We start from the raw sequence: 12189 nt of genomic DNA on the forward strand, positions 1-12189 counted from the left end.
CCTTGGGGCGGGCTAATGGTGAAATCCTGGCGCAAAGCTTGAGGCCGTACAGAGATCCCTTGTGGGAGCGAGCTTGCTCGCGATAGCGATGTATCAGTCGACATTAATTTGGCTGACACACCGTCTTCGCGAGCAAGCTCGCTCCCACAAGGGGAATTCGGTGGGGCTACTACTGTTTAGAGCCCCACGTCCCACTCGGGCATCTCGGGAAACTTCAGCACCAGAAAATCCAGCAGGCTGCGCAGCGCCGACGGCATGTGTTTGCGTGAGGCGTACACCGCGTACATGTTCATCCGCCGCGGTTCGGCGTGAGGCAGCAGGCGGATCAGTTCGCCGTTCTTGATGTGAGCGCCGGCCTGGTAGCTGGGCAGCATGGCCACGCCGGCACCGGCTATCGTGGCCTGAAGCAATGTGCTGGCTTCGTTGGCGCTGATGTTGCCCTGCACCGGCACCGAGACCTGCTCGCCGTCCTGCTCGAAATGCCACAGGCTCTTGCCGACGTAGGAGTGGGTCAGGCAGTTGTGCCGGCTCAGCTCTTCCACGCGCAGCGGTGTCGAGTGTTCACGCAGATAGTGCGGCGAGGCGCAGATCACCGAGCGGCAGACCGTGAGGCGGCGGGCAATCAGGTTCGGGTCCAGGTCGTTGCTCATGCGGATCGCCAGGTCGATGCGCTCATCCACCAGGTTCACGGTGCGGTCGAGCATTTGCAGGTCGACGCTCACCCCTGGGTAGCGCTTGACGTATTCGGCCATGGCGCTCGCCAGTTGGGCCTGGCCGAACGAGGTGCTGGCGCTGATGCGCAGCATGCCCCGTGGCGCGTCGTCCGGGGTGCTGACGGCGGCTTGCATGTCGCCGGACAGCTCGAGCATCTGCCGGCAGCGCGGCAGGATCTCCGTGCCTGCGGCCGTCAGGCTCAGCTTGCGAGTGGTGCGGTGCATCAGCCGGGCACCGACCCAGTCCTCCAGCTCCGCCAGATACCGCGACACCACCGGCCGCGACAGGTCCAGATGCTCGGCCGCCGCCGACTGGCTGCCCAGGTCCACCACCGTGACGAACACCCGCATTGCTTGTAGACGATCCATGATCTGCCCGATTTCAGAAACAAACTATGTTCGATCATCGCATTTTTTGAAACGAGTCAGGTCACTAAGCTCCATCTCATTCCCTTTCGGGCTTTTGGACAACGGAGCACACCATGACCGGATTTATCCCCCTCAAGCGCCTGCTGCTGGCAACCGCCGCCCTGGCCTTCACCGCCCAGACCTGGGCCGCCGGCTTGACGCTGGACGTCTACAACCCCGGCGCGGCGGCGGTTTTCCCGGTGACCTCGGTGTTGGTCAGCGGTGAAAAAGAAGCGATCCTGGTAGACGCCCAGTTCGGCAAGACCCAGGCCGCACAGGTGGTGGAAAAAATCCGCGCCAGCGGTAAGCGATTGACCACGATCTACATCAGCCATGGCGATCCGGACTACTATTTTGGTTTGGAAACCCTCACCGCCGCGTTCCCTGAGGCCAAGGTGCTGGCGTCCGCGCCGACCGTCGCGCACATCAAGCAGACCATGGACGGCAAGCTGAAATATTGGGGGCCGATCCTGAAGACCGATGCCCCGGCCAAAGCCATCTTGCCCCAGGTGCTCAAGGGCGACAGCCTGACCCTGGAAGGCCAGCGCTTGCAGATCGTCGGCCTCGATGGCCCACAGCCGGACCGCAGTTTCGTGTGGATTCCATCGATCAAGGCCGTGGTAGGCGGTGTGGTGGTGGCCGAGAACATTCACGTCTGGATGGCTGACACCCAGACACCGCAGTCCCACAAGGACTGGTTGGCGACCCTCGCCGGTATTGAAAAGCTGCAACCGAACACCGTGATCCCGGGCCACTACCTGGGTGAAAGCACCCGGTCCCTGGCTCCGGTGACATTCACCGCTGGCTACATCAAGGCCTTCGATGAAGAAACCGCCAAGGCCAAGGATTCCGCCGCGCTGATCGCCGCCATGAAGCAACGCTACCCGAACCTGGGTGAAGACAGCTCCCTGGAGCTCAGTGCCAAGGTGGCAAAGGGCGAGATGAAGTGGTGAGAAACGATCTTTGATCGGAGCACCGTTATGGCGAGGGGATAAATCCCCTCGCACAAGAGCATGCATTTCGAACATCGCTAACCAATGGAGAACACCATGAGCAAAATCGCAATCATCGGCGCCACCGGTCGCGCCGGCAGCCAATTGCTGGAAGAAGCCCTGCGCCGTGGTCACAGCGTGACGGCCATTGCCCGCAACACCGCGAAAATAGGTGAAAGGGCCGGGGTGGTCAGCAAGCAACTGGACGTATTGGACAGCGAGGCATTGTCGGCGGCGGTGACCGATCACGATGTGGTGATCAGCGCGGCCCACTTTGCCACCGTGCCGGCCGACAAGGTCATCGCGCCGGTGAAAGCCGCCGGGGTCAAGCGTTTGCTGGTGGTCGGCGGGGCCGGTTCGTTGCTGCTCCCGGACGGCTCTCGTGTGATCGACAGCGATGGCTTCCCGGAGGAATACCTGGCCGAAGCCAGCGCCGGAGCGTTGTTCCTGGACGTACTGCGCCAGGAGCAGGACCTGGACTGGACCTTCCTTTCGCCTTCGGCAGAGTTCGTCGAAACCGAGCGCACGGAGCAGTTTCGTCTTGGCAAGGATCACTTGCTGTTCGACGCCGCCGGGCGCAGTTGGATCAGCTTTGCCGATTACGCCATTGCGATGATCGATGAAGTGGAAACACCGCAGTTTTCGCGGACGCGGTTTACCGTCGGCTACTGATCACTGGTTTGTGTAGGAGCTGTCGAGCAACGCGAGGCTGCGATCTTTCCTTGGACACTTGAGTCTCTAGCGAAAGATCAAAAGATCGCAGCCTCGCTTCGCTCGACAGCTCCTACAGGGATCAGCCGTGAACCCGCACCCAGACGCTGACCAGCACCGTCGCCGCCATCAACCACGCCACCGCCGCCACGGCCAGGGACGCCTCCAGGCGCATGCGGTCGACCATCACGTAAAGGGTCGCCAAGTAGACGAAGTACGGAATGATCGACCACATCCCAAACACGATGGTGGTCTTCAGGTCGTCCACCGAGCGGCCCTTGCCGACGATGTAATGGGCAATCAGGGCGAAGGTCGGGAACAGCGGCACCAGCCCGGCGATGTAATAGTTCTTGGTCTTGGCCAGCATCGCCAGGATGACCACCACGGCTGCACCGAGCGCCGCCTTGAAAATCATATCCACAGGTTTCCCGCCCAGTTGATTAATGGCTCAAGCCATATTTTTTGACTTTGTCGAACAGCGTGGTCTTGGCCATGCCCAGTTCCAGGCTGGCCTGGGTCAGGTTGCCACCGCTGCGTTGCAGGGCGTCCACCAGCAGGTTGCGCTCGAAGGCTTCGACTGCTTCGGCGAAGGCCAGGCCCTGGTTGCCGCCGCTGGCACCGGAGCGCTTGAACGCCGGCAGGCCAAGGGCGTAACGCTCGGCGACGTTGCGCAGTTCGCGTACGTTGCCCGGCCAGTCGTGGCTCATCAGGTTCGACAGGGTCTGGTTGTCCAGCTCCGGTACCGTGCGATCGAAGCGCAGGGACGACTGCTGGAGAAAGTGCTTGAACAGTTGCAGGATGTCTTCGCGCCGCTCGCGCAGTGGCGGCAGTTCCAGGGTCACCACGTTGAGTCGGTAATACAGGTCGCTGCGGAACTGCCCGGTCCGGCCCATTTCGTCCAGGTCGGACTTGGTGGCGGCGATCACCCGGCAATCCACGGCCACGCTCTGGTTCGAACCCAGGCGCTCGAGGGTGCGTTCCTGCAACACGCGCAGCAACTTGATCTGCAAGGGCAGGGGCATGCTTTCCACTTCATCGAGAAACAGCGTGCCACCGTCGGCGTGCTCGATCTTGCCGATCCGCCGTTTGCCGGCTCCGGTAAAGGCATTGGCCTCGTGGCCGAAAATCTCGCTTTCGAACAGGTTCTCCGGCAGGCCGCCGCAGTTCAGCGCGACGAACTGCTTGTCGTGGCGTCGGCTGAAATCGTGCAGGCAGCGAGCGACCAGTTCCTTGCCGGTGCCGGTTTCACCTTCGATCAGCACGTTGGCCGAGGTATCGGCGACGTTGGCGATCAGCGCGCGCAGGTGCTGCATGGCGGGCGAGCGGCCAATGATCCGGCCTTCCAGGGAATCGCGTTCGGCCAATTGCCGACGCAGCGATGACACTTCCCGGGCGAGGCTGCGCTGCTCCAGGGCACGGCGGGCGACGTCCACCAGGCGTTCAGGGGAGAAGGGTTTCTCCATGAAGTCATAGGCGCCTTTTTGCATGGCGCCGACGGCCATGGAGATGTCGCCGTGGCCAGTGATCAGCACCACCGGCAAGCTGCGGTCCCGTGCCTTGAGGCGGGTCAGCAGTTCCAGGCCGTCGATGCCCGGCAGGCGAATGTCGCTGATGACGATGCCGGCAAAGTTATCGTCGACGCGCTCCAGGGCCTCTTCGGCGCTGCCCACGCCGATGCAGGGAATGTCTTCCAGGGTCAGCGCCTGCTGGCAGCCCAGCAGGACATGGGGGTCGTCTTCGACGATCAGTACGCTCAGGTCGTTGTTCATAGCGGCTCGGCAGGTAAAAGGCTTACCAACGGTAAACTGAGGACAAACGTGGTTCCACTGCCCTCGACCGGATGCTCGACACCCAGGTATCCACCCGTGGCGGCGGCCAGGCTGGCGGAAAGCGTCAGGCCCAGGCCCAGGCCTTGTTCGCCGGGTTTGGTGGTGAAGAAGGGTTCGAACAGATGCTTGCGTGCTTGCGGGTCAATGCCATGGCCGTTATCCCGCACGCGCAGGCGATATTTGCCATCGCCGGCCTGGCCTTCGAGCCACAGCTGCGGTTCGGGTTGTGTCTGCATGGCGTCCAGGGCATTGCCGATCAGGTTCACCAGGATCTGCTCCAGGCGCGTCTGGTCAATGTGCACCTGGACATCGTCGAAGCTGGAATGAATCTGGATGTTCAAGCTTTCAAGGCGGGCGCCCAGCAGTTGCAGCGCAGCCTCGACGCCTTTGCCGAGGCTGGCCTGGCCCTGGTCGTCGCCACGGCGGGCAAAGGAGCGCAGGCTGGCGGTGATCCGGCCCATGCGGTCGATCAAATCGTTGATGGTCTTGAGGTTGGCGCTGGCGATGTCCAGCTGGCCGCGTTCCAGGAAGCGCACGGTATTGCCGGACAAGGTGCGCAGTGCCGCCAGCGGCTGGTTGAGTTCGTGGGCGATGCTGGTGGACATCTGGCCGATGGCTGCCAGTTTACCGGCCTGGACCAATTCGTCCTGGGCCCGGCGCAAGGTCTCTTCGGCCTGCCGCCGCTCGCGGATCTGGCCCTTGAGTCGTTCGTTGCTGGCGCGCAGGTCGGTGGTGCGTTCGGTAATCCGACGCTCGAGCTGGTTGTTGGCTTGCTGCAAGGCTTCCCGGGCCGCGAGACGGGTGGCGATGACCTTGCGCCGTTCGTTCCAGGCGATCAACAGGAACGCCACCAGGGCGAAGGCCACGGCTACCAGGATGCCTTGGTTGATCGCCTGGCGACGCAGGTCTTCAAGTGGGGTCAGCAGGGTGAAATTCCACGGGGTATCGCTCAAGGGCCGGGTCTGCGACAAGTAGCTGATGGCGCGCTCGTCGGACACCAGTTCGCTGTTGGCCGGGAACGTCAGTTTCTCCATGCCTTCGGCCAGGCGTTCCCGGGCCAGGGGCACCAGTTCATTGAGCGGGAACCAGTAGTACTGCAGGCTGCGGGCCAGGTGTTCCTTGGTGTCGTCGCTCAGGGGGCGAACCGACTTGAGCCGCCGCGCCGGGTCGCTGGACAGGATGATGATGCCGTTCTCGTCACTGACGAACGCCTCCAGCCGCGCTCGCTGCCAGCGTTCCTCCAGGGCTTCGAGGCGCACCTTGACCACGGCCACGCCGATGATCTTGCCTTGTTGCTCCAGACCATGGGCCAGGTAGTAGCCGGGTTCGCCGTTGGTGCTGCCGATGCCGTAGAAGCGCCCCGGCTGGCCGCGCACGGCGTTCTGGAAATAGGCGCGAAAGGACAGGTCTTCGCCCAGGTAACTGTCGACATCGCGCCAGTTGCTGGTGGCCATCACCCGGCCGGTGGTGTCCATCACGTAGATGGCCCGGCTGCGGCTGCGGCGGTTCAGGCCTTCGAGGTATTCATTGACGGTCCTGCGGTGCTCGGGCGTCGGGTCGTCGAGCAGTTGCGAGACACTCGACTCAAGCTCCAGCAGGCTAGGCAGGTAGGTGTACTTGCTGATCTCGCTCTCGACCGCACGGGCGTGCAGCTCCAACTGGCGTTCGCCATTCTCGGCGAGGCCACGTACGCCATAGTGCTCGCTGATCCAGAAGCCGAGGTAACCCAGGCCGATCATCAGGGCGATGACCAGTGGCGGCAGGAACAGATGGCGGATCAGGCGGGGTTTCACGGCGAGTGATGGCGGCGCGGCGCGATAGAGGGTGGGGTCGCATTTCATCACAGAAGCCTTGGGTCAACCACAACACAAATCGACAAGCCAACACTTCTCCCTTGTGGGAGCGAGCTTGCTCGCGAAGGCGGTGTGTCAGCCACATTGATGTTGAATGTGCTGCCCTCTTCGCGAGCAAGCTCGCTCCCACAGTGGGGAGCGGTGTTGTTTAGTGCTGCAGGATTTTCTCAAGGAAATGCTGCGCGCGTTCGGAGCGGGCGCTGATGTCGCCGAAGAACTCTTCTTTCTTGCAGTCTTCGATGATCTGGCCCTGGTCCATGAAGATCACCCGGTTCGCCACTTTGCGGGCGAAGCCCATTTCGTGGGTCACGCACATCATGGTCATGCCTTCGTGGGCCAGTTGCACCATGACGTCGAGCACTTCGTTGACCATTTCCGGGTCAAGGGCCGAGGTCGGTTCGTCGAACAGCATCACCACCGGGTCCATCGCCAGGGCACGGGCAATCGCCACACGTTGCTGCTGGCCGCCGGAGAGCTGGCCCGGGTGCTTGTGGGCGTGGGCCGAGAGGCCGACCCGCTCAAGCAGTTGCAGGCCTTTCTTGGTGGCTTCTTCCTTGCTGCGGCCCAGCACCTTGATCTGCGCGATGGTCAGGTTTTCGGTAATGGTCAGGTGCGGGAACAGTTCGAAATGCTGGAACACCATGCCCACGCGCGACCGCAGCTTCGGCAGATTGGTCTTCGGGTCGGCGATGGACGTGCCGTCGACCACGATGTCGCCTTTCTGGAACGGTTCCAGGGCGTTCACGCACTTGATCAGCGTGGACTTGCCCGAACCCGACGGCCCGCACACCACCACCACCTCACCCTTGCTGACCTCGGTGCTGCAATTGGTCAGTACCTGGAAGTCCCCATACCACTTGTTGATGTTTTTGATAGAGATCATACGGCGAACCTTTTTTGCAGACGCTTGACCAGCTGCGAGGCGGCAAAGCTGACGGTGAAGTACACGAGACCTGCGATGATCAGGAACTCATTGGAGCGGCCGATGATGTCACCACTGGCCCGCGAAGCATTGAGGAAGTCCACCAGGCCGACCGTGTAGACCAGCGAGGTGTCCTGAAACAGGATGATGCTTTGTTGCAACAGCAGCGGGGTCATCTTGCGAAACGCCTGGGGCAGGATGATCAGGCGCATGGTCTGGCCGTAATTCATGCCCAGTGCCTGGGCGGCGCCCATCTGGCCCTTGGGAATCGACTGCACGCCGGCCCGGACGATTTCGCAGAAGTACGCCGCTTCGAACATCATGAACGCCACGATGCAAGAACCGAATGCCCCGATCGGCGTGTCTTCGCCGGTGATCCAGCGCAGCACGAACGGCACCGCCAGGTAGAACCAGGTGATCACCAGCAGCAGCGGGATCGAGCGGAAATAGTTGACATAGGCGCCAGCGAGATTGGAGACCAGCTTGTTATGGGACAAGCGCATCAGCGCCAGGATCGTGCCGAGGATGATCCCGCCGACCACGCCCAAGGCCATCAGCTTGAGGGTCATCACCATGCCGTTCCACAAACCGGGAATGGCCGGGATGATGCCAGTGAAGTCGAGTTCCATTATTTACCCCCCACGGAGATCAGGCCGGGCACCGCGACTTTCTTCTCGACCATGCGCATGAGCAGCATCAGGCTCATGTTCAGGGTGAAATAGATCAGCGTGGCCAGGGTGAAGGCTTCGAACAGGTTGGCGGAGAACTCGGCGGTCTGCTTGGTCTGCGCGAGCAACTCCATCAGGCCGATCAGCGAGGCCACGGAGGAGTTCTTGAAGACGTTGAGGAATTCCGAGGTAAGCGGCGGAATGATGATCCGGTAGGCCTGGGGCAGCAGCACGTTCCAGTAGATCTGTGGCAGCTTGAAGCCCATGGCGCGGGCGGCGGATTCCTGGCCGCGCGGCAGCGCCTGGATACCGGTGCGCACCTGTTCGCAAACCCGGGCGGCGGTGAACAGGCCCAGGCACACCACGACGCTCAGGTAGGCCGAGGTGGTCGGGTTCAGGTCCTGCTTGTACCACTCCTGCATATCGGCGGGCAGCAGGTCCGGCACCAGGAAGTACCAGATGAACAGCTGAACCAGCAGCGGCACATTACGAAAGAGTTCCACGTAGCAGGTAGCGATGCCCGACACCAGCCGGTTCGGCACGGTACGCATGACGCCTAGCACCGAGCCCAGCAGCAGGGCGATGATCCAGGCTACGACGGCGATGGCGATGGTCCAGCCCAAACCGGTCACGTACCAGTCGAGATAGGTCTCGCTGCCCACGCCGGTGGACTTGAAGAACACGCCCCAGTCCCAGTTGTAATTCATTAGGGTCTCCCCTCAGATCGTTCGATGTACAAATGCCCGCCTGGGGAAACTCCGTTCCCGCCCGACTTGAAGGCCAGGCACACGCGATCGGCTCGACAGCCACCGGTTCGAGTGTTTCCAGATTTGCCAGCAGGGAGTGACCATCCCCTGAAAGGGCCGGGCCCCTTCAGGAGATAAGGTTAGTCAGAAATCAGGATTTCTTGTCGTCAGCCGCTTTATCGGTCGGCTTGGCGATCAGTGCCTTGAGTTCGTCGCTCATCGGGAAGTTCAGGTTCAGGCCTTTTGGCGGGATAGGTTGCATGAACCATTTTTCGTAGATCTTGTTGATCTCGCCCGAAGCGTAGGTGGCCTTGATGGCGTCATCGACAGCCTTTTTGAACGGCTCGTCGCCCTTGCGCATCATGCAGCCATAGATTTCGTAGGACTGCGGGGTGCCGGTCACGGCCCAGTCATCGGCTTTCTTGGCCTTGGCGGCTTCGCCAGCCAGCAGGGCGTCGTCCATCATGAACGCGACGGCACGACCCGATTCCAGCATCTGGAAGGATTCGCCGTGGTCCTTGGCGGAGATGACGTTCATGCCCATCTGCTTGTCGGCGTTCATCGCCTTGAGGATACGCTCGGACGTGGTGCCGGCGGTGGTCACGACGTTCTTGCCCTTGAGGTCGTCGAAATCCTTGTACTTGGAGTCTTTCTTGGACAGCAGCTTGGTGCCGATCTCGAAAATGCCAACGGAGAAGTCAACCTGCTGCTGACGCTCGACGTTGTTGGTGGTGGAGCCGCATTCCAGGTCCACGGTGCCGTTCTGCACCAGCGGGATACGGGTTTGCGAGGTGACCAGGTTGTATTTGACCTGCAGGTTGGGCAGGTCCAGGTCTTTTTTCAGCGCTTCGACGACTTTCATCTGGATATCGTGGGAGTAGCCAACCGGTTTGCCGGAAGCGTCCGCGATGTAGGAAAACGGAATGGAAGCGTCGCGATGGCCAAGCGTGACAACGCCGGACTCTTTGATCTTTTTCAGTGTGCCGGTCAGTTCGGCTGCGAAAACCGGAGTGCTGATCAGAGCGGCAGCAATGGCTGCGCCCAGGAGATGGGGAACGATACGCATCGATGTTTCCTCGACATTGTTTTTTTTATTTCGGCCGGTTTGTTGGCCCTGAGTACTTCGAAGTGCCTGGCAGCTCCTGTTGTGTTGGCGTACAGGCATTCGTCTCCAGGAGTGTAGAGCATGACTCGTGCCAGGCCAGTTGCGTCTGTTTAAAATGTTGTTTTTAAAGGTAATTAATGTTTTGTTCCAGGTTTTTTGCGACCTGTTTCATCCGGTTAGCCGAACTGACTGATGGGTTCTGTTCGGAAAACCGAATGGCTTGAGACTGCATCGATCCATTGTGGGAGCGAGCTTGCTCGCGAATGTGGTGTGCCAGCCACATAGATGTTGAATGTGCAGGTGTCATCGCGAGCAAGCTAGCTCCCGCAGGGTTCGGCGGTGTGTTCCAGAATGCAAAAAGCCCCTGAATCGCAGGATTCAGGGGCCTTGGGTTCAGCGGGCTAGCGTTCAGGCCGCTTCGATCTTGCGGCGGTTGTGTTCGACCTTGTCCAGGTACTGCTGCAGTTTCTCCTGCTCGAGCGGGGTAGTGAACAAGCCCAGCTTGCTGCGGCGCCACAGGATGTCCTGGGCATCGACGGCCCACTCGTCGCTGCACAGGTAGTCGACTTCGCGGGTATAGAGACCGGCGCCGATGTGCTCGCCCAGGTCACCCAGGTTGTGCACGCCTTCGAGCATGCGCCAGGTGCGGCTGCCATAGGTGGTGGCCCAGCGGCGGGCGATGTCGGTTGGGAGCCAGTCGAACTTGTCGCGGATCGCCGAGCACAGCGCCTGCGGGGTGGTCATGTTTTCGCCGCCGGGGAGGGCCTCTACGGCGGTCCAGCTCGGACGCATCTGGGTGAAGTACGGGGCCAGTTGCGCCATCGCCGATTCGGCCAGTTTGCGGTAGGTGGTCAGCTTGCCGCCGAACACCGACAGCAAGGGGGCTTCTTCACCGCCACCCGACAGCGCCAGGGTGTAGTCGCGGGTCACGGCCGATGGGTTGTCGGATTCGTCGTTGCACAGCGGACGCACACCGGAATAGCTGTGCAGGATATCGCCGCGGCTGATCTGCTTCTTGAAGTGGGCATTGACCACCTTCAACAGATAATCGGTTTCGCCCTCGGTGATCGCCACTTTGGCCGGGTCACCGGTGTATTCGCGGTCAGTCGTGCCGATCAGGGTGAACTGGTTCAGGTACGGAATGGTGAACACGATGCGCTGGTCTTCGTTTTGCAGAATGTGCGCATGTTCGCCTTCGTAGAGTTTCGGCACGATCAGGTGGCTGCCCTGGATCAAGCGGATGCCGTAGGGCGATTCCAGCTTCAGGTCATCGCGAATGAACTTGGCGACCCACGGGCCGGCGGCGTTGACCAGTGCCTTGGCGCGGATCGAAAACAGGCTGCCGTCGGCACGTTCCAGGTGCAAGTGCCACAGACCTTTGCTGCGGCGGGCGTTCACGCAACGCGTGCGGGTGTGGATATGCGCGCCTTTTTCCCGGGCGGCCATGGCGTTGAGTACTACCAGTCGCGCATCGTCGACCCAGCAGTCGGAATATTCGAAACCTTTGGTGATCTCGCTTTTCAATGCACTGTCGGCACCGAACTTCAGGCTTTTCGAGCCGGCGAGCTGCTCACGCTTGCCCAGGTGATCGTAGAGGAACAGGCCGGCGCGGATCATCCAGGCCGGGCGCAGATGCGGGCGGTGAGGCAGCACGAAGCGCATTTGCTTGACGATGTGCGGGGCCTTGGTCAGCAGCACTTCGCGCTCGGCCAGCGCTTCGCGCACCAGACGGAATTCATAATGTTCGAGGTAGCGCAGGCCACCGTGGATCAGCTTGCTGCTGGCCGACGAGGTGTGGCTGGCCAGGTCGTCCTTTTCGCAAAGGAACACCGAAAGACCGCGACCGGCAGCGTCCGCGGCAATCCCCACGCCGTTGATACCGCCACCAATGACGGCGACGTCGTAAACCTCGGCGAGAGGGGGCGTAGGCAAGGTAGAAGTGGGCATCGGCTGGCCTCGGGCTCTTTTTCGCAATATTTGAATTCGAACATAAATGTTCATTTGCGAAAATACTAGCCCATAAAGACGGCAACAGCCAGTCAACTTCGATTGAAAATACTGATCAAGGGAAGCTGAAAGGAAAATTTTCGAACATGGAAGGAAGGAGAGAAGGTGCTTGGGCACGCTTTTGTGGCGAGTGAGTTTGTGGGAGCAAAGCTTGCTCGCGGAACAGACGCCTCGTTCTATGTAGAAACTGTGTTGCCTTCATCGCGGGCAAGCCCTGCTCCCGCAGCAGCCTTGC

Annotated in this window: 11 protein-coding genes; 2 read left to right on the plus strand and 9 right to left on the minus strand. The window is 61.1% G+C overall.

Annotated features, from left to right (window positions below; all coding sequences use genetic code 11):
- Positions 1 to 176: 176 nt before the first annotated feature.
- Positions 177 to 1082 carry a LysR family transcriptional regulator gene (locus AB4O22_RS02805; RefSeq protein ID WP_003204995.1) on the minus strand — a complete coding sequence of 302 codons (906 nt, stop codon included), beginning with the start codon at positions 1080 to 1082 and terminating at the stop codon, positions 177 to 179.
- Between the two features lie 113 nt (positions 1083 to 1195).
- On the opposite strand from AB4O22_RS02805, the gene AB4O22_RS02810 reads away from it, so the two are divergent.
- Together AB4O22_RS02810 and AB4O22_RS02815 are read left to right on the plus strand one after the other, a co-directional pair.
- Entirely contained in the window at positions 1196 to 2074 is an 879-nt protein-coding gene (locus AB4O22_RS02810; RefSeq protein ID WP_460095847.1) for an MBL fold metallo-hydrolase, read from the plus strand.
- Between the two features lie 96 nt (positions 2075 to 2170).
- Entirely contained in the window at positions 2171 to 2785 is a 615-nt protein-coding gene (locus AB4O22_RS02815; RefSeq protein ID WP_223472707.1) for an NAD(P)-dependent oxidoreductase, read from the plus strand.
- Positions 2786 to 2906: 121 nt separating this feature from the next.
- Here the strand turns inward: AB4O22_RS02815 and AB4O22_RS02820 are convergent, their stop codons facing one another.
- From AB4O22_RS02820 to glpD, 8 genes are all read right to left on the minus strand, one after another.
- The gene (locus tag AB4O22_RS02820) at positions 2907 to 3236 is read right to left on the minus strand and encodes a GlpM family protein (RefSeq protein WP_161796659.1); all 330 of its coding nucleotides are present in this window, start codon (positions 3234 to 3236) and stop codon (positions 2907 to 2909) included.
- A 28-nt stretch (positions 3237 to 3264) separates the two neighbouring features.
- Positions 3265 to 4593 (minus strand): two-component response regulator AauR, encoded by a 1329-nt coding sequence (aauR, locus tag AB4O22_RS02825; RefSeq protein WP_003204987.1) that lies wholly within the window; start codon positions 4591 to 4593, stop codon positions 3265 to 3267.
- Complete coding sequence (gene aauS / locus AB4O22_RS02830) at positions 4590 to 6494, minus strand: two-component sensor histidine kinase AauS (RefSeq protein WP_460095848.1); 1905 nt, start codon at positions 6492 to 6494, stop codon at positions 4590 to 4592. The genes aauR and aauS overlap by 4 nt, the downstream gene beginning before the upstream one ends.
- Positions 6495 to 6654: 160 nt before the next feature.
- Positions 6655 to 7389 carry an amino acid ABC transporter ATP-binding protein gene (locus AB4O22_RS02835; protein WP_003204983.1) on the minus strand — a complete coding sequence of 245 codons (735 nt, stop codon included), beginning with the start codon at positions 7387 to 7389 and terminating at the stop codon, positions 6655 to 6657.
- Positions 7386 to 8057 carry an amino acid ABC transporter permease gene (locus AB4O22_RS02840; protein WP_003204981.1) on the minus strand — a complete coding sequence of 224 codons (672 nt, stop codon included), beginning with the start codon at positions 8055 to 8057 and terminating at the stop codon, positions 7386 to 7388. The genes AB4O22_RS02835 and AB4O22_RS02840 overlap by 4 nt, the downstream gene beginning before the upstream one ends.
- Entirely contained in the window at positions 8057 to 8803 is a 747-nt protein-coding gene (locus AB4O22_RS02845) for an amino acid ABC transporter permease (protein ID WP_003204979.1), read from the minus strand. Before AB4O22_RS02845 ends, AB4O22_RS02840 begins: the two co-directional genes overlap by 1 nt.
- Before the next feature lie 190 nt (positions 8804 to 8993).
- On the minus strand, positions 8994 to 9908 hold the full coding sequence (locus AB4O22_RS02850; RefSeq protein ID WP_003204977.1) for a glutamate/aspartate ABC transporter substrate-binding protein: 915 nt from the start codon (positions 9906 to 9908) through the stop codon (positions 8994 to 8996).
- 447 nt (positions 9909 to 10355) lie between these two features.
- Positions 10356 to 11894, minus strand: a complete 1539-nt coding sequence (glpD, locus tag AB4O22_RS02855; RefSeq protein ID WP_003204975.1) for a glycerol-3-phosphate dehydrogenase — start codon at positions 11892 to 11894, stop codon at positions 10356 to 10358.
- Positions 11895 to 12189: the final 295 nt, after the last annotated feature.

Source organism: Pseudomonas sp. S3_B11, assembly GCF_054667715.1.

Coding starts and splice junctions, on each gene's coding strand:
- AB4O22_RS02805 (WP_003204995.1), bottom strand. CDS start 1,082: ATGGATCGTCTACAAGCAATGCGGGTGTTCGTCACGGTGGTGGACCTG.
- AB4O22_RS02810 (WP_460095847.1), top strand. CDS start 1,196: ATGACCGGATTTATCCCCCTCAAGCGCCTGCTGCTGGCAACCGCCGCC.
- AB4O22_RS02815 (WP_223472707.1), top strand. CDS start 2,171: ATGAGCAAAATCGCAATCATCGGCGCCACCGGTCGCGCCGGCAGCCAA.
- aauR (WP_003204987.1), bottom strand. CDS start 4,593: ATGAACAACGACCTGAGCGTACTGATCGTCGAAGACGACCCCCATGTC.
- aauS (WP_460095848.1), bottom strand. CDS start 6,494: ATGAAATGCGACCCCACCCTCTATCGCGCCGCGCCGCCATCACTCGCC.
- AB4O22_RS02835 (WP_003204983.1), bottom strand. CDS start 7,389: ATGATCTCTATCAAAAACATCAACAAGTGGTATGGGGACTTCCAGGTA.
- AB4O22_RS02840 (WP_003204981.1), bottom strand. CDS start 8,057: ATGGAACTCGACTTCACTGGCATCATCCCGGCCATTCCCGGTTTGTGG.
- AB4O22_RS02845 (WP_003204979.1), bottom strand. CDS start 8,803: ATGAATTACAACTGGGACTGGGGCGTGTTCTTCAAGTCCACCGGCGTG.
- AB4O22_RS02850 (WP_003204977.1), bottom strand. CDS start 9,908: ATGCGTATCGTTCCCCATCTCCTGGGCGCAGCCATTGCTGCCGCTCTG.
- glpD (WP_003204975.1), bottom strand. CDS start 11,894: ATGCCCACTTCTACCTTGCCTACGCCCCCTCTCGCCGAGGTTTACGAC.